Origin of the sequence: Shewanella sp. MM_2022_3, from assembly GCF_022557375.1 — a bacterium.
In the GTDB taxonomy this organism is placed as follows: domain Bacteria; phylum Pseudomonadota; class Gammaproteobacteria; order Enterobacterales; family Shewanellaceae; genus Shewanella; species Shewanella xiamenensis.
In genome coordinates, this window is record NZ_JAKZGV010000017.1 from 49637 (window position 1) to 65516 (window position 15880).

The 15880-nt window shown below is 47.7% G+C and carries 18 protein-coding genes; 12 read left to right on the forward strand and 6 right to left on the reverse strand.

Features of this window, described 5'->3' with window-relative positions:
* Window positions 1-11: 11 nt before the first annotated feature.
* Entirely contained in the window at window positions 12-218 is a 207-nt protein-coding gene (cspD, locus tag MMG82_RS11180) for a cold shock domain-containing protein CspD (protein WP_011072576.1), read from the reverse strand.
* A 193-nt stretch (window positions 219-411) separates the two neighbouring features.
* On the opposite strand from cspD, the gene clpS reads away from it, so the two are divergent.
* Both clpS and clpA read left to right on the forward strand, forming a co-directional pair.
* Window positions 412-720: an ATP-dependent Clp protease adapter ClpS gene (gene clpS, locus MMG82_RS11185; protein ID WP_011622425.1), complete on the forward strand. Its 309-nt coding sequence runs from the start codon at window positions 412-414 to the stop codon at window positions 718-720.
* A gap of 42 nt (window positions 721-762) precedes the next feature.
* Window positions 763-3030 (forward strand): ATP-dependent Clp protease ATP-binding subunit ClpA, encoded by a 2268-nt coding sequence (clpA, locus tag MMG82_RS11190; protein ID WP_047538881.1) that lies wholly within the window; start codon window positions 763-765, stop codon window positions 3028-3030.
* A gap of 106 nt (window positions 3031-3136) precedes the next feature.
* Here the strand turns inward: clpA and infA are convergent, their stop codons facing one another.
* The 3 genes from infA to aat form a co-directional block, all read right to left on the reverse strand.
* The gene (infA, locus tag MMG82_RS11195; protein WP_006081934.1) at window positions 3137-3355 is read right to left on the reverse strand and encodes a translation initiation factor IF-1; all 219 of its coding nucleotides are present in this window, start codon (window positions 3353-3355) and stop codon (window positions 3137-3139) included.
* An 82-nt stretch (window positions 3356-3437) separates the two neighbouring features.
* Window positions 3438-4154, reverse strand: a complete 717-nt coding sequence (locus tag MMG82_RS11200; protein ID WP_037426504.1) for an arginyltransferase — start codon at window positions 4152-4154, stop codon at window positions 3438-3440.
* Complete coding sequence (gene aat / locus MMG82_RS11205) at window positions 4144-4854, reverse strand: leucyl/phenylalanyl-tRNA--protein transferase (protein ID WP_037426502.1); 711 nt, start codon at window positions 4852-4854, stop codon at window positions 4144-4146. Before aat ends, MMG82_RS11200 begins: the two co-directional genes overlap by 11 nt.
* Window positions 4855-4908: 54 nt before the next feature.
* On the opposite strand from aat, the gene MMG82_RS11210 reads away from it, so the two are divergent.
* Together MMG82_RS11210 and MMG82_RS11215 are read left to right on the forward strand one after the other, a co-directional pair.
* Window positions 4909-5379: a glycine zipper 2TM domain-containing protein gene (locus MMG82_RS11210; protein ID WP_241406859.1), complete on the forward strand. Its 471-nt coding sequence runs from the start codon at window positions 4909-4911 to the stop codon at window positions 5377-5379.
* A gap of 75 nt (window positions 5380-5454) precedes the next feature.
* Window positions 5455-6207: a Nif3-like dinuclear metal center hexameric protein gene (locus tag MMG82_RS11215; RefSeq protein ID WP_037426500.1), complete on the forward strand. Its 753-nt coding sequence runs from the start codon at window positions 5455-5457 to the stop codon at window positions 6205-6207.
* Window positions 6208-6301: 94 nt separating this feature from the next.
* Here MMG82_RS11215 and MMG82_RS11220 read toward each other — a convergent pair whose 3' ends face one another.
* Both MMG82_RS11220 and metG read right to left on the reverse strand, forming a co-directional pair.
* Window positions 6302-7258, reverse strand: coding sequence for an AEC family transporter (locus tag MMG82_RS11220; protein WP_047538874.1), 957 nt, complete (start codon window positions 7256-7258; stop codon window positions 6302-6304).
* A gap of 212 nt (window positions 7259-7470) precedes the next feature.
* Window positions 7471-9501: a methionine--tRNA ligase gene (metG, locus tag MMG82_RS11225; RefSeq protein WP_037426495.1), complete on the reverse strand. Its 2031-nt coding sequence runs from the start codon at window positions 9499-9501 to the stop codon at window positions 7471-7473.
* Between the two features lie 160 nt (window positions 9502-9661).
* Here metG and apbC point away from each other — a divergent pair, with 160 nt between their 5' ends.
* Genes apbC through MMG82_RS11265 form a run of 8 tightly spaced genes read left to right on the forward strand, consistent with a single transcriptional unit; the run spans window position 9662 to window position 15769 of the window.
* Window positions 9662-10777 (forward strand): iron-sulfur cluster carrier protein ApbC, encoded by a 1116-nt coding sequence (gene apbC / locus MMG82_RS11230; RefSeq protein WP_037419322.1) that lies wholly within the window; start codon window positions 9662-9664, stop codon window positions 10775-10777.
* An 11-nt stretch (window positions 10778-10788) separates the two neighbouring features.
* Window positions 10789-11427 (forward strand): uridine kinase, encoded by a 639-nt coding sequence (gene udk, locus MMG82_RS11235; protein ID WP_011072566.1) that lies wholly within the window; start codon window positions 10789-10791, stop codon window positions 11425-11427.
* A 29-nt stretch (window positions 11428-11456) separates the two neighbouring features.
* A complete protein-coding gene (gene dcd, locus MMG82_RS11240; protein WP_037419254.1) occupies window positions 11457-12038 on the forward strand; it encodes a dCTP deaminase in 582 nt (193 codons plus the stop codon).
* A gap of 5 nt (window positions 12039-12043) precedes the next feature.
* Entirely contained in the window at window positions 12044-12853 is an 810-nt protein-coding gene (gene pabC / locus MMG82_RS11245) for an aminodeoxychorismate lyase (protein ID WP_047533970.1), read from the forward strand.
* Window positions 12850-13860, forward strand: a complete 1011-nt coding sequence (mltG, locus tag MMG82_RS11250; protein ID WP_047533972.1) for an endolytic transglycosylase MltG — start codon at window positions 12850-12852, stop codon at window positions 13858-13860. Before pabC ends, mltG begins: the two co-directional genes overlap by 4 nt.
* Window positions 13857-14486, forward strand: coding sequence for a dTMP kinase (gene tmk / locus MMG82_RS11255; RefSeq protein ID WP_037419259.1), 630 nt, complete (start codon window positions 13857-13859; stop codon window positions 14484-14486). Before mltG ends, tmk begins: the two co-directional genes overlap by 4 nt.
* Complete coding sequence (holB, locus tag MMG82_RS11260) at window positions 14480-15436, forward strand: DNA polymerase III subunit delta' (RefSeq protein WP_037419262.1); 957 nt, start codon at window positions 14480-14482, stop codon at window positions 15434-15436. Before tmk ends, holB begins: the two co-directional genes overlap by 7 nt.
* Before the next feature lie 6 nt (window positions 15437-15442).
* Window positions 15443-15769, forward strand: coding sequence for a PilZ domain-containing protein (locus MMG82_RS11265; protein ID WP_037419265.1), 327 nt, complete (start codon window positions 15443-15445; stop codon window positions 15767-15769).
* The last annotated feature ends 111 nt before the right edge of the window (window positions 15770-15880 follow it).

Sequence of the window (15880 nt, forward strand, 5' to 3'; positions counted from 1 at the left end):
CTCACCATACATTATTTTGTTGGTGAAATGGCTGAAGCGTGCATTCCTTTTGGACCTTGTTCTACTTCAAATTGAACCGGTTGGCCTGCTTTTAGAGTTCTATAGCCTTCCATTTCAATGGTAGAATAGTGTGCAAAAACGTCCTCGCCACCTTGATCAGGGCAAATAAACCCGAATCCTTTGGCGTTGTTGAACCATTTAACAGTTCCGCTTGCCATACTTCCACTTCCTTCTGTTGTCTACTTACCAGTAAGATAGTAAAACCTGTATAGACGGGATTGTTTCACCGTCTGAGCTACAGAATGTAAGGAGTAAAAGCGGATGTCAAGCTAAAATTAACAAAGAGGTAACAACTGATTAATTTGAAGATAGCAATTGGAAGAGGACAACACGAGAGGCTAGTATTAAAAAATGGGTAAGACAGGAAACATAGAGCACGTTGAAGAACGTGTTGAATCTGAGTTAATGCCACCTTCGATGTATAAGGTGATCCTTAATAATGACGATTACACGCCAATGGATTTTGTGATAGAAGTGCTACAAATCTTCTTTCGCAAGAATGAGCAGGAAGCCACAGATATCATGTTGACTATTCATCACCAGGGAAAGGGTATCTGCGGGATTTTCCCCTACGGCATTGCAGAAACTAAGGTGATACAAGTAAATCAATTTGCAAGACAAAACCAACATCCGTTACTGTGTTCGTTAGAGAAGGCTTAACAGCGCTTACTCTGTTGTCAGTTGTTAATTTTGGGGGTGCTTATGCTGAACAAAGATCTGGAAGTCACCTTAAATCTGGCGTTTCAGCAAGCCAGAGAGGCTCGTCACGAGTATATGACGGTTGAACATCTGTTATTGGCTCTGATAGACAACCCTGCGGCTCAAGACGCGCTAATCGCCTGTGGAGCGAATTTAGATAAACTTAGAGATGAAGTAGCAAGCTTTATTCAACAAACCACCCCAATCATTGCGGATATGGATGATGATAAAGAAACCCAACCAACGCTCGGGTTTCAGCGGGTACTGCAACGCGCCGTTTTCCATGTGCAGTCCTCGGGCCGCAATGAAGTCACTGGTGCTAATGTGCTGGTGGCCATTTTTAGTGAGCAGGAATCCCAAGCTGTTTATCTGCTGCGTCGCAGCGACATCAGCCGTTTAGATGTGGTGAATTATATTTCCCATGGTTTTTCAAAAAATGAGGACAGCGACGCTCATCAAGATCAAGAACGCATCGAAGATCAAAGCGAAGCGAACGAAGAACGCAGCATGTTGTCGCAGTTTGCGAGCAATTTAAACCAACTTGCAAAACAAGGGGTGATAGATCCGCTGATTGGTCGTGATCAAGAAATTGAACGCGCCATCCAAACTTTATGTCGTCGCCGTAAAAATAATCCATTGTTGGTGGGTGAAGCGGGCGTGGGTAAAACTGCGATTGCTGAAGGTTTGGCTTATCGAATCGTCAATAATCAAGTGCCAGAGGTGATGGCGCAGGCGACTGTGTACTCCCTCGACTTAGGCTCCTTGCTTGCTGGCACTAAGTACCGTGGCGATTTTGAAAAACGCTTCAAGAGTCTGCTTAAGGAACTTAGCGCCGATAAACACGCCATTTTATTTATTGATGAAATTCATACCATTATTGGTGCAGGCGCAGCATCGGGTGGGGTGATGGATGCCTCTAATCTGCTAAAGCCGTTATTATCGAGTGGTAATTTGCGTTGCATGGGCTCAACCACGTTCCAAGAATATCAGAGTATTTTTGAGAAAGATCGTGCACTGGCGCGCCGTTTCCAAAAGGTTGATATTAATGAACCTTCAGTGGCTGAAACCACTAAAATTCTGATGGGTTTAAAGTCTAAATACGAAGAATATCACGGCGTGCGTTACACCCAAGCGGCGATTAACAGCGCGGCAGAGCTGTCGGCAAAACACATTAATGACCGGCATTTACCCGATAAAGCCATCGATGTGATCGATGAGGCGGGTGCGCGCATGGCTATGTTGCCACAGAGCAAACGTAAGAAAACCATCGGTCAGGCCGAGATTGAAACCATTGTGGCGAAGATTGCTCGGATCCCAGAAAAATCAGTCTCCGCCAGCGACAAAGATTTACTGCGTAATCTTGAGCGCAATCTCAAGATGGTGGTCTTTGGTCAAGACAAGGCGATTGAATCCTTAAGCTCGGCGATTCGATTATCACGCAGTGGTTTAGGTACAGATAAAAAACCTGTTGGTAGCTTTTTGTTTGCTGGCCCAACTGGGGTAGGTAAGACAGAAGTGACCAATCAGTTAGCTAGTTGCCTAGGAATGAAGCTGGTGCGTTTCGATATGTCGGAGTACATGGAAAGCCATACGGTTTCTCGTTTGATTGGTGCTCCTCCTGGATACGTAGGATACGACCAAGGTGGTTTACTCACCGATGCTGTAATTAAAAATCCCCATTGCGTGGTGTTGCTCGATGAAATCGAAAAGGCTCACCCCGATGTCTATAACCTGTTACTGCAGGTGATGGATCATGGCACCTTAACCGATAACAACGGTCGCAAGGCGGATTTTAGGCATGTCACCTTAGTGATGACGACAAACGCAGGTGTTCAGGAAACGATCCGTAAGTCTATTGGCTTTACTCAGCAGGATCATACCCAAGATGCCTTATCGGAAATCAATCGAGTATTCTCGCCAGAGTTCCGTAACCGCTTAGATTCCATCATTTGGTTCAACCATTTAGATATGACTATCATAGCCAAGGTGGTTGATAAATTTTTGGTGGAATTACAAGCACAACTTGATGCAAAACATGTGTTACTTGAAGTCAGTGATGAGGCCAGAACTCTACTCGCCGAGAAAGGCTATGATAAGAGCATGGGCGCACGGCCAATGGCCCGCGTGGTGACAGAGCTTATTAAACGTCCATTAGCGGATGCTATTCTCTTCGGTGAACTGGAACATGGCGGTGTTGCTCATGTTGATGCCAAAGACGGTGAAATCGTGATCCACACCGAACGCCACGAGAAAAGTACCACTAAGGCTTAATCTCTCGCGAAAACCCAATAAAAATGGCTGCAATTGCAGCCATTTTTCTAATCTTACGCCAACAAAAAAACCCGGCCTCGCCGGGTTTTTCAACTAAAGGGGAATATTAGCGTGCGCGGAAGACAATACGACCTTTGGTCAGATCATAAGGGGTCAACTGAACTGTTACTTTGTCACCAGTCAGGATCCGGATGTAGTTTTTGCGCATTTTGCCTGAAATGTGGGCTATCACCACATGACCATTTTCAAGCTCTACGCGAAACATTGTGTTTGGCAAGGTTTCAAGGATAGTGCCTTGCATTTCAATGTTATCTTCTTTCGCCATTAATTATTTATCCCATTAGCCTTCGAATATAAAAAACGGGCGTATCATGCCGCAAATTCACCTTGCTGTAAAGGGGATGTGCCTAGCAAACTTGGGAATACTCCCAGCCTTGGGGGGTTAAAATCTGATAAGGGCGGTATAAGCGTTTGTAGGACATTTTCCGATTTGCATCAATTTGATATCCCAGATAAAGAAAATCTTTACCCTGCATTTTAGCCAATCTGCACTGGAGTAAGATCAACAATACGCCAAGGGAGCGGCGTTCTTCATCGGGGTCAAAGTAGCTGTAAATGGCTGACAAACTATTGGGCAGAGTGTCTGTCACTGCTACAGCCACAAGTCTATTGCCATCATAGACTTCAATAAACGTGGGGGGCAGCCAATGACAGAATAAAAATTGTTCATATTGGGTTTTGCTTGGCGGAAACATTGGGCCATCGAAGTGGCGCTCACGGATGTATTTTTCATACAGGGCATATTGAGCCTCGGTATGTTCTGAGGTGATGCGCCAAGTTAAATCACGGTTATGGGCTAGGGTGCGCTTTTGCCGTTTAGACGGTGTAAATTCTTTAATTGGTAACCGAATTGGCTGACAGGCACTGCAACGGGGGCAACGGGGTTTATAAATGGCGCTGCCACTGCGGCGAAAACCTATGGCGAGTAGCCGCTCAAATAGTATTGGGTCGAGGGTTTCCTCCTGAATGACTAACAGTTGCTCCTGCTGACCATCGAGGTAACTGCAGGGGAAAATTTGGCTGATCCCAATGGCGATTGGGGTGTTACTCGCGTTAGAGTTCAAGTGTGACCTCACTTGGTATCCAAGCTGCAGGATTAACCGTGTTATCCCTAAACTGGGTTAAGAGTTGTATAAAGTTCGCGCGTTTAACGGGTTTTGCCCCTAAGCTCTCAAGGTGGGGATTCATTACCTGTGCATCAATAAGTTTAAAATTCATTTTGATTAAATGTTGTTGCAACACCGCCATGGCCGCCTTTGACGCATTGGTTTCGCGGTGGAACATGGATTCACCACAAAACACTTGGCCAATGGCGAGACCATAAAGCCCACCGATTAATCGCTCACCGTGCCAAACTTCGATTGAGTGGGCATGGCCATTATGGTGTAGCTCACGGTAGGCCATTTGGATTTCATGGGTTATCCAAGTGCCAGTTTGTTTACGCCGAGGTTGAGCACAACCTGCCATCACATCGGTAAAGGCATGATTGATGGTATAGCGCCAAGGCTGTTTTTTTAAATATTTACGTAAACTGGTGCTGATATTCACTTGGCCTGGAATAAAAATGGCGCGGGGATCGGGTGACCACCATAAAATAGGATCCTCGGCGTTAAACCAAGGGAAAATGCCGTGATAATAGGCGGTCAACAAACGCTCTGGGCGTAGGTCACCACCTATCGCCAATAAGCCGTTTGGATCGGTGAGGGCGAGTTCGGGTGAAGGAAAAGCTTCAAATTCGTGATTCAGAAAAGACAGTGAGTTCACAATTGCGTATGATTCAGTAATAGACCCTTATACTAAGTTAGCGGAAATTCGGATATGTGGAAACCTACACTAGCGAGCTTTATGTTTATTTGTGCTTTAGTGATTTCTCCGGTGCAAGCAGGTTACGATCGTAATCAGGCGGTGCCGGTCGAGAAAGTCCTCTATGGTGATATCAACTCAGTACGTAATATCACCGAAACCCAATTAATTGAAGACCGAAACCAAGGTTGGAAAACTTTCGGTGGCGCATTAGCGGGTGGTGTTATCGGCCATCAATTTGGTGGTGGCTCTGGCCAAGATATTGCGACAATATTAGGCGCCTTAATTGGTGCTGGAGTTGGCAATCGTTATGGCAGTGGCACAACGGTGCAATCGCTCAAGCTCGTGGAGCTGATGATCACTCAGGAAGACGGCACGCAACTCATGGTGATCCAAGATTATGATCCTGGCATGGTGTTCAATGCGGGGGATAGGGTACGTGTGGTGTACCTGCAAGGTGGGGTTCGCGTTGATTTAGCCATGTAACTAAGCCATGCACCTAACGCGAGGAAATTAAGCCTAACTGCCAAACATTAATAAAGAACGTTAAACGGTGATGGAATGACAAGGACAGAACTAACCCAATATTTAGCCGATTTTTTGCGGATATCGGCCTTTAAAGATTACGCCCCCAATGGTTTGCAGGTTGAAGGTAAAGCAGATATCCGCACCATAGTGACAGGTGTGACTGCTTGCCAAGCGTTAATCGATGAAGCGATTCGCCTCAAAGCCGATGCGATTTTGGTTCACCATGGTTTTTTCTGGAAGAGTGAGCCTGAGGTGATCACAGGCATGAAGCAGCGCCGAATCAAAGCCTTACTCGCCCACGATATCAATCTGTTTGGTTATCACTTGCCCTTAGATGCCCATCCAATGTTAGGTAATAATGCGGTCTTAGGCCGCAAACTGGGGATCATCGATGCTGAAGCAGTAGAAGATGTGGCACAGGGATTAGTGTGGCGTGGAAAGCTCGATTTGCCCGTCAGTGCCAGTGAATTTGCCGCGACCTTAGACGAAGTACTTGGCAGAGCGCCGCTGCATATTGGCGAGAGTTCGGATGAAATCCAATATTTAGCTTGGTGTACGGGCGGTGCGCAGGATTATATCGATGTTGCCGCGAGTCTTGGTGTGGATGCGTTTATCAGTGGCGAAGTGTCAGAGCGTACTTTCCATAGCGCAGTGGAGCAGGGAATTCACTATTATGCGGCGGGTCACCATGCGACCGAGCGTTTTGGCATTGAGGCGCTGGGGCGTCATCTCGCTCGCGAATTTAATTTGGTACACCATTTTGTAGATATCGCTAACCCTGTTTAACAATCTTGCTTTATCGACATCTTGTAAATGAAAGGCGAGCCATGCTCGCCTTTGTCTTATGTAAATCAACCTTAAGTTCAAATCAGTCCTAAGTTTAAATAAGCCCTAGGGTCGACAGGATAAAAATGCCTAAGGTGCAGGTGAGCAGCGAGCAAACGGTGGTTAAGGCGATAATATTGGCCGCAAGCGTGGCATTTCCTCCCATGGCCCGCGCCATCACATAACTTGCGGCTGCCGTGGGCGCGGCGCTCATCAAAAACACTAAGGCAAGTTCAACTTCGCGATAGCCAAGTATCAAGGCGCCTAGGGTGATGAACAGTGGCGCAAAGATAAGTTTTAAGGCGGTCGAGAACCACGTGGCATACTTTTCATGTCTGAGCGAGCCAATATCCAATGAACCGCCTGTACACAGCAGTGCTAATGGGAGTGTCATATTGGCAAAGTATTGCCCAGCATCGAGGACCATTTTCGGTAAGGGGATCGCCAGCAGATAAAACAACATGCCGAGTATAATGGCAATGATCAGCGGATTTTTGGTGATGGTTTTAATGATCACCGCAAAAGCGCGGCGGCTTGATTCCTCACCCTTAGGACTCAAGCAAATCACGGCTTGAATATTGTAGAGTAGCGTCATGGACGCGACATAAACGGCCGCTAAGGCAACGCCCGATTCGCCATAGGCATTAGAGACATAGGCTAAGCCGATAATGGCGGTATTGGCCCTAAATCCCCCTTGAATAATAACGCCTTGATCCTTCGGCTCGGGGAAAAATCGTTTTGTCGCGTAGGTCGAGAGGATAAAAAACAGTAAGTTGGCGAGTAAGCCATAACCGATTAATGGCGCACTGGCGGCAAGATTGTGGTGCGAGCTAATTATGCTGAGAAACAACAGCGCTGGCAGGGTGACATTAAAAACCAGCTTAGAAGCGACATCAATAAAGTGTTCGTCAATCACTTGGGTGCGTTTAAGCATCACGCCTAGGGCTAACATTAAACAGATGGGACCGGTTATTGAAGCAGAAAACAACAGCTGCTCAATGATATTGCCCATAACTTCTCCTCGAAAATTTCATAGTGCGTTGTCGCTGAATCAGTGCAGCTTAGCCATAGCCGCGATAGTGTCGCACAGTCAGTCACTTGTCGAGGCCACATCAACTTACGCTCCCTGATAAAGCGTAAAGGAATGTGTGTTTAATAAATAAGGCCGCATTAAATGCGGCCTTATATCGATTTAGCAGTAGCTTGACTCGTGTTTAGCCTAGCTTACTTAACCCGCATACCAGGTTGTGCGCCTTCGTGGGGTTCTAAAATCCACAAATCACTGCCACCAGGGCCGGCTGCTAGTACCATGCCTTCTGACATGCCAAAACGCATCTTACGTGGTGCAAGGTTGGCGACCATCACAGTCAGCTTACCTTCGAGATCCTCAGGCGAATAGGCTGATTTAATGCCTGCAAATACCTGACGGGTTTCGCCGCCGATATCAAGTTGCAGTTTTAACAGTTTGTCGGCTTCGGCTACATGCTCGGCTTTAACGATACGCGCAATACGCAGATCGATTTTAGCGAAATCGTCATAGTTGATAGTGTCGCTAATAGGATCGGTCGCCAATGGCCCTTTAGGTGCTTCTGGCTCGCTCGTGGCTTGCAAGTTTTCTTTAGAGTCGGCCACCATAGCTTCAACTTTGTCTAACTCAACACGCTGCATCATGGCTTTGAATGGCGCAATTTCGTGGCCCGCCATATCTTGGCCTAAGCCATCCCACGTTAAGGTTTGTTGGAAGAAGGCTTCAACGTCTTGCGCTAAGCGTGGTAACACAGGTTTTAAGTACGTCACCAAAATGCGGAACAGGTTCAGCGCGTTTGAACACACTTGGTGCGCGGCTTCCTGTTGATCATCTTGCTTCACTAGCTGCCAAGGCGCAGCATCGGCGACAAAACCGTTGGCGATGTCCGCGAGTGCCATGATTTCACGCATCGCTTTACCGTATTCACGGGTCTCATAAAACTCAGCGATTTGTTCTTGTTTGGCTAAAAACGCCTCAGTTAGCGTGGTATCCGCAATTTTCGCGAGCTTGCCATCGAAGCGCTTAGTGATAAAACCTGCGGTGCGCGAGGCTAAGTTCACTAGCTTACCGACTAGATCTGAATTCACGCGCTGGGCGAAATCTTCCAGATTTAAATCTAAATCGTCGATACGGCTACTGAGTTTAGCCGCGTAGTAGTAGCGTAAATATTCAGGATCTAAGTGATCTAAGTAAGTGCGAGCCTTAATAAAGGTGCCCTTAGATTTAGACATCTTAGCGCCGTTCACCGTTACATAACCGTGGGCATAGACGCTGTTAGGTTGACGGTAGCCCGATCCATGGAGCATCGCAGGCCAGAACAGACTGTGGAAATAAACGATATCTTTACCGATAAAATGGTAAACCTCGGCTTTAGAATCCTTCGCCCAAAATTCGTCAAAGCTTAGCTCTGGGCGTTTGTCACACAGGTTTTTGAATGAGCCCATGTAGCCGATAGGCGCATCTAACCACACGTAGAAGTATTTGCCCGGTGCATCTGGGATCTCAAAACCAAAGTAAGGTGCATCGCGGGTGATGTCCCATTGCTGCAGACCCTGTTCGAACCATTCGTCGAGTTTGTTGGCCATTTCGGTTTGCAGTGCGCCGGAGCGAGTCCACTCTTTGAGCATGTCTTCGAAGGCGGGTAAGTCGAAGAAGAAGTGCTCTGTGTCCTTCATCACTGGCGTGGCACCCGATACCGCTGATTTTGGATTGATAAGCTCAGTCGGGCTGTAAGTTGCGCCGCAGGCATCACAGTTGTCGCCGTATTGATCGGGCGATTTACACTTAGGGCAGGTGCCTTTTACGAAGCGGTCCGGCAGGAACATCGACTTCTCAGGGTCAAATAGCTGAGAAATGCTCTTGCTTTTGATATAGCCATTAGCGCGCAGTTTTAAGTAAATATCGCTCGCCAGCACGCGGTTTTCGTCACTGTGGGTGCTGTGATAATTATCGAAGGCGATATTAAAATCGGCGAAATCCTGCTGATGCTCTTTGTTGACTTGAGCAATCATTTCTTCAGGCGCCATACCTAATTGCTGCGCCTTGAGCATAATCGGTGTACCGTGGGCGTCATCTGCACAAATATAGTGGCACTCATGTCCACGAAGCTTTTGATAACGCGACCAGATATCCGTCTGGATGTATTCCAGCATGTGACCTAAATGAATCGGTCCGTTCGCGTAGGGAAGTGCGCTGGTCACGAGAATTTTACGTTGTGAAGTTGCCATCTTGTCTCAAATATCGTGGTGGGCCAAAAATAATGGTAGAGATACTAACCGATTACAGGATGATTTTCATCAAAACCTGAGTCGATTGGGTTAAATCTGCGCTAATGTTTTTGTCATTATCTGGTACACTTGGGCAAATTTATTGGTGGGGGTAATTCTTTTGTCTTCAACTCAAACTGATTATCGTTTAAGTGACGATCTTCTCGGGCCAGTTCTGGCCATTCTCGATGCATATATCGACCCGTATTTAGCGAAGGGTTTAGTGAGCGCAGGATGCGTTAATAAATTGGCGATTGAAGGTAAGCGTTTGCAGCTTGGCTTAGTCTATCCATACCCTTGTATGACTCAATACCGCGATACCGTGATGGCGCTGACCAACAAACTCGCTGTGCTGGATGCCATCGATGAGGTTGAGTGTGAAATCGATTTTCAACCTAAGGTGTATTCGGCGATTGCTTCTATCGCACCGATTGCCAATGTGAAGCAAGTGATTGCTGTCGCGTCCGGCAAAGGCGGTGTGGGTAAATCAACCACGGCGGTCAACCTTGCTTTAGCACTGGCCGCTGAGGGCGCACAGGTTGGTATTTTAGATGCCGATATTTATGGTCCTTCCGTCCCATTAATGCTTGGGATCCCCAACTTCAGGCCCGTTTCCCTCGATGGTAAACACATGAGCGCCGCCAGTGCCCATGGCATTGCCGCCCAATCGATTGGGTTTATGTTAAGTGGTGATGAAGCCGCAGTATGGCGTGGTCCTATGGCGGCGGGCGCGCTTGCGCAGCTGCTCAATGAAACCCAGTGGCCAGAGCTAGACTATTTAGTCGTCGATATGCCACCGGGCACGGGTGATATTCAATTAACCCTGTCGCAAAAAGTGCCAGTAAGTGGCGCGGTGATTGTGACAACGCCGCAGGATATCGCTCTCGCCGACGCCAAGAAAGGCATCACCATGTTCCAGAAGGTGAACATTCCGGTCCTCGGCATTGTTGAGAATATGAGTTTCCATTTATGCCCCGAGTGTGGTCATAAAGAACATCCTTTTGGTACGCACGGTGGCAGTAAAATGGCCGAGCGTTATCAAGTTCCACTGTTAGGCGCCTTACCACTGCACATCAATATCCGTGAAGCCATGGATGTGGGTGCGCCGACGGTTGTGGCCGAGCCTGACAGTGAAGTGGCGGCACTTTATCGGGAAATTGCCCGTAAAGTGGGCGCCGAATTGGCTCTCAAACAGAGCCAGAAAACAGTTTCTATTAGCGTATCAGATGACGAGTAAGGTTTAAGGGTATGAATTCTCAGCAGTGTGTCATTATTGCAATTGCTGGCGCGTCAGCATCGGGCAAGAGTTTAATTGCCAAGACGATTTTTGACGAACTTCGCCGCGATTTAGGCACAGATCAGATTGGGGTAATTAACGAAGACGCGTACTACCGCGATCAGAGTCATTTATCCATGGATGAGCGTGTGTTAACTAACTACGACCATCCCAAGGCGTTAGACCATCAGCTGCTATGCACGCACTTGCAGTTGCTAAAGTCTGGCGAAGCTGTTGATATTCCTTGCTATAGCTATACCGAACATACGCGTATGGCCGAAACTGTAAAAATGACGCCGAAAAAAGTGATCATTTTAGAAGGCATCCTGCTGTTAACAGACCCTAAATTACGTGAATTGATGGATGCGAGCGTGTTTATGGATACGCCGCTGGATATTTGCTTCCTGCGCCGTTTAACCCGCGATGTGGCCGAGCGTGGCCGTACGATGGAGTCAGTGATTTCACAGTACAAGAAGACAGTGCGTCCTATGTTCCTGCAATTTATTGAACCTTCAAAACAATACGCTGATATTATCGTGCCTCGCGGCGGTAAAAACCGTATCGCGACCGATATTTTGAAGACTCGTATTCAACATTTACTGGCAAAATAACGACTAAAACTCAGGGAGTAAAAGGCAAGATGCGCTTAACCGATATCGAAATTGAACAGGCCCTTGATAACGGCACTATCGTTATAGAACCTCGCCCAAGCATAGATGCGATTTCTGGCGTCAGTGTGGATGTGCGCTTAGGTGGGCAATTTCGCGTCTTTAAGGATCATACTGCGCCTTTTATCGACCTCAGTGGTCCGAGTATTGAAGTGCAGGCGGCGCTCGATCGGGTGATGAGCGAAATCATCGAAATCCCAGACGGCGAAGCCTTCTTCCTACACCCCGGTGAATTGGCGCTCGCCGTGACCTATGAAAGCGTGACACTGCCTGCCGATATCGTCGGTTGGCTCGATGGCCGCTCTTCACTGGCGCGTTTAGGCTTGATGGTGCACGTCACTGCGCACCGGATTGATCCGGGTTGGCAGGGTAAAATCGTGCTCGAGTTTTACAACAGCGGTAAGTTGCCTTTAGCGCTGCGCCCACGGATGACCATTGGTGCGTTAAACTTTGAACGTTTAAGTGGCCCAGTGGCGCGTCCGTATAACAAGCGCAAAAATGCCAAGTATAAAGATCAACAGGATGCGGTTGCTAGCCGTATCAGTCAGGACTAATACCCTTGATTTGGGTTAATGGGGTTTCACAGGCAAGCATTGCTCCTATGGACAGGGGACTTGCCTATGGTGATGGCCTCTTTGCTACGATGCGAAGTAGCGAGTGTGGTATTTTGTTTTTTGAGCAGCATGAAGCCCGTCTTACGGCTGGCGCTGCAAGACTTGGGTTTGACTGGCAAATGAGTTCAGCCCTTGCCGAGCAGCTCAATACACTTGCTGCACAGTACCCGCATCACTGTATTAAATTGATGATCACACGCGGTGTTGGGGGCAGAGGCTATGCCCCGCCTGAGCAGGTAAACGTTACGGAGATCGTTTCTGTTCATCCCATTCCTACCCATTATGCTGCGTGGCAACAACTGGGTATTCGTCTTAAAACCTCCGCAGTCCAATTAGGTCATCAACCCTTATTGGCGGGGATAAAACACCTTAATCGCCTCGAGCAAGTGTTAATCAAATCCCAGCCCTTATCACAGGGTTTTGATGATTGGTTAGTGCTGGATTGTACTGGGCAGGTGATAGAATCTTCGATGGCGAATATCTTTTTTGTTAAAGGCCATCGAGTGATTACCCCATCTTTGGCGCGCTGCGGCGTTGCGGGTGTCATACGCGAGCAAGTGATGTTAGCCTTACTTGCACGGCAGATGAATATTGATTGTTTGCCCTTTGGCGCCGAGCGTTTAGTGGAGTTTGACTCGGCATTTATCACTAACAGCATCTTAGGCGTGGTGGATGTACTGGCGATCGATTCGCACAGTTTCAAGCCTTCTCCTTTGACTGCCGATCTTAGACACACACTTTCACTCTCACTATGAAAAAACTCATTCTGATCGCAAGCTCTACCTTATTGGCCTTGCTGACCTTAGCTTGCTTGGCGGGTTATTGGAGTTACCGTACGATTATTGATTACAGCCAAACGCCATTAGCGTTAACCGAAGCCAAAGAATTAACCATTGCTCGTGGTACGAGTGTGCACCAGTTGGCGCAGCAGTTAGAAACCGATGGCGTTATCCAAGACAAATGGAAACTCAAATGGTTACTTAGATTGCGTCCAGAGCTGGGCAAGATCCGCACTGGTCTGTACGAGATGTCACCCTCGCAGACGCTTGCCGACTTACTTAACGACTTAGTCAATGGCAAGGTGAAAACCTTTAGCCTGACCTTAGTCGAAGGCAAAACCATTGCCGAGTGGGAACAACAACTGGCAAGTGCGCCCCATTTACAACTGACCCCAGAGGTTTTTAGTGCCGTATTAATGGAGCAGGGGGACGATTCGGCGTTGCCCGAAGGTAAATTCTTCCCCGATACTTACCATTACACCGCTGACAGTGATGCCAAGGTACTGCTGACCCAAAGTTATAAAATGATGGAGCAAGAACTCGCCAAAGCCTGGGCAGAGCGTGTGCCCGGTTTACCGCTTAAATCACCTTACCAAATGCTGATCTTGGCATCGATTGTCGAAAAAGAAACTGGTCAAGCCTTTGAGCGTGATCAAATCGCCGGCGTCTTTATTAATCGACTGAATCTAGGCATGAAGCTGCAAACCGACCCCACGGTGATTTATGGCATGGGAGACAGATTTAAAGGCAATATCACCCGTAAAGATTTAGTCGAAGAGACACCGTTTAATACCTATCGGATTTTCGGCTTACCGCCAACACCGATTGCGGCACCGAGCAAGGCCTCATTACAGGCAGTGTCGAAACCCGCCAAGGTCAGTTATTTGTATTTTGTGTCGCGTAACGATGGTACCCATGTATTTTCGACCACTTTGGAAGAACATAACCGCGCCGTCGATATTTATCAGAGAAAGAAAAAATGACCCAAGCATCCGCCAAATTCATCGTTGTTGAAGGACTGGAAGGCGCCGGTAAATCGAGTGCGATTGCCCTTATTCGCGATTTTATTGAAAAGCACACCGGGCTTGCGCCTGTTTGCACCCGCGAGCCAGGCGGCACGCCGCTGGCCGAGCGCATTCGTGATTTAGTGAAAATTGCCGACCCAAACGATCCTTTATGTGATGAGTCTGAATGTTTATTGATCTATGCCGCCAGAGCCCAGCTCGTCGCCAATGTCATCAAACCTGCATTGGCCCAAGGCAAGTGGGTGTTGGGGGATAGACACAATCTGTCATCTTTAGCGTACCAAGGCGGCGGACGTGGCTTAATGCCTTTAGTCGAAGCCGTAAGTAACGCAACGCTCAAAGGGTTTAAACCCGATTTAACCCTCTATCTTGACCTTGACCCTAAGCTTGGACTGCAACGTGCAGCAAAGCGGGGCGAACTTGATAGAATTGAGCAGCAAGCCATCGACTTTTTTGAACGTGCGCGCGCAACTTACCTCAAGCTTGCCAGCGAAGATGAGCGGATTGTCGTGATCGACGCCAGCCAAACCATGGCCGAAGTCCATAAAGATATTCTGGCCGTGTTACAGGCGATGGCATGGTAGTGCAAAGCGGTTTTGATGTATTAACCCTGCCTTGGCTCGATGCGCCAAGGCAGGCGTTTTTAACCCAGTTGCAAACTCAAAAAGTCCCCCACGCGCAGCTAGTGGGTATCGATTCTGCCTATGGCGGTGAACTTTTGAGTGTATTTATGGCGCGCGCCGCCATGTGTTCACAACCCACTCCCGCGGGCGGGTGCGGTTTTTGTAAGTCCTGCCAGTTATTTGATGCGGGTAATCATCCTGATTTTTATCAAATCGAGGCCGATGGCCATCAAATCAAAGTCGATCAAATTCGTGAGCTTTGTAGCCGCTTAAGTGCGACTGCCCAGCAAAGTGGCCGCCGTGTAGCCATTATCCACCATAGCGAGCGTTTAAACTCAGCCTCTGCCAATGCGCTACTCAAGACGCTCGAAGAGCCGGGTAAAGACACCTTACTACTATTACATTCCGACACACCCGCACGCTTAATGGCTACGATCAGTAGTCGTTGTCAGCGGCTTCCCTTTATGACGCCGTCTAAAATGTTGATCAAAAACTGGTTAATTCAGCAATGTCAGATCCAAGAGGATGTGACTTGGTGCTTGAGTGTGGTCGGCGGTCCATTAAAGTTGGCCGAAAGTTTGCTATCCGACGGTACGCAACCCAGTCGTTATGAAACCTTGTTAGGGTTTCGCAAAGATTGGGCGCAAAGTTTGTCGTCGGGCCATCTGTGTGCTAGTTTGTTAACGATAAGTGAACAACAAATCATTGATGCTCTTAAGGTTTTATACTTACTCCTGAGACAAGTTTTATTGAAGTACGGCGACCAAGATGCGTTTGTGCAAGCGCAAATAGGGAACTTGGCGGCGAAAATCATGGGAATGTGTCATAGCTTAAGTGCAATGCCGAGTGTCAATTATTTAGGCTTGTGTCAAAGTTATGTCTTAGAATATAAAGAAATAACAAATAAGTAACATGCCATGGTCGATCTTGTCGTCAATTTTGATACCTTACATCAGCTCTACCGCGCCTATATGCCGTTTATCAAACCGGCAGGGTTATTTGTCGCCACCGGGGAAACCCATTACCTCGGTGAGACGTTAACCATCGCCTATCGTTTACCTGGCGCGACCACCTCAAACGAATTTCGTGGCGTCGTTGTGTGGATCAATCCTTTGGGAGCATCGGGTGGACGTCCTGCTGGGATTGGTATCAAGATAGTCTCAGAGCCCGACAGCCATAAACACCATATTGAAAAATTGTTATCCCGTGAGCTCGCCTCTGGTGACTTAACCTGCACGATGTAATGCATAGAGTGGTCAGCTAGGGTCGACACTGAGTATTAAGTGCTGAGTGAAGCCTTAGCGAAATTTGACCTCGATCCCATCGCTGAGTATCCTTGTGCTCCTTTTTGTTTA

What these genes read in the sequence shown, in the direction of transcription:
- cspD (WP_011072576.1), bottom strand. Translation starts at nt 218, where the DNA reads ATGGCAAGCGGAACTGTTAAATGGTTCAACAACGCCAAAGGATTCGGG.
- clpS (WP_011622425.1), top strand. Translation starts at nt 412, where the DNA reads ATGGGTAAGACAGGAAACATAGAGCACGTTGAAGAACGTGTTGAATCT.
- clpA (WP_047538881.1), top strand. Translation starts at nt 763, where the DNA reads ATGCTGAACAAAGATCTGGAAGTCACCTTAAATCTGGCGTTTCAGCAA.
- infA (WP_006081934.1), bottom strand. Translation starts at nt 3,355, where the DNA reads ATGGCGAAAGAAGATAACATTGAAATGCAAGGCACTATCCTTGAAACC.
- MMG82_RS11210 (WP_241406859.1), top strand. Translation starts at nt 4,909, where the DNA reads ATGTGGAAACCTACACTAGCGAGCTTTATGTTTATTTGTGCTTTAGTG.
- MMG82_RS11215 (WP_037426500.1), top strand. Translation starts at nt 5,455, where the DNA reads ATGACAAGGACAGAACTAACCCAATATTTAGCCGATTTTTTGCGGATA.
- MMG82_RS11220 (WP_047538874.1), bottom strand. Translation starts at nt 7,258, where the DNA reads ATGGGCAATATCATTGAGCAGCTGTTGTTTTCTGCTTCAATAACCGGT.
- metG (WP_037426495.1), bottom strand. Translation starts at nt 9,501, where the DNA reads ATGGCAACTTCACAACGTAAAATTCTCGTGACCAGCGCACTTCCCTAC.
- udk (WP_011072566.1), top strand. Translation starts at nt 10,789, where the DNA reads ATGAATTCTCAGCAGTGTGTCATTATTGCAATTGCTGGCGCGTCAGCA.
- dcd (WP_037419254.1), top strand. Translation starts at nt 11,457, where the DNA reads ATGCGCTTAACCGATATCGAAATTGAACAGGCCCTTGATAACGGCACT.
- mltG (WP_047533972.1), top strand. Translation starts at nt 12,850, where the DNA reads ATGAAAAAACTCATTCTGATCGCAAGCTCTACCTTATTGGCCTTGCTG.
- tmk (WP_037419259.1), top strand. Translation starts at nt 13,857, where the DNA reads ATGACCCAAGCATCCGCCAAATTCATCGTTGTTGAAGGACTGGAAGGC.
- holB (WP_037419262.1), top strand. Translation starts at nt 14,480, where the DNA reads ATGGTAGTGCAAAGCGGTTTTGATGTATTAACCCTGCCTTGGCTCGAT.
- MMG82_RS11265 (WP_037419265.1), top strand. Translation starts at nt 15,443, where the DNA reads ATGGTCGATCTTGTCGTCAATTTTGATACCTTACATCAGCTCTACCGC.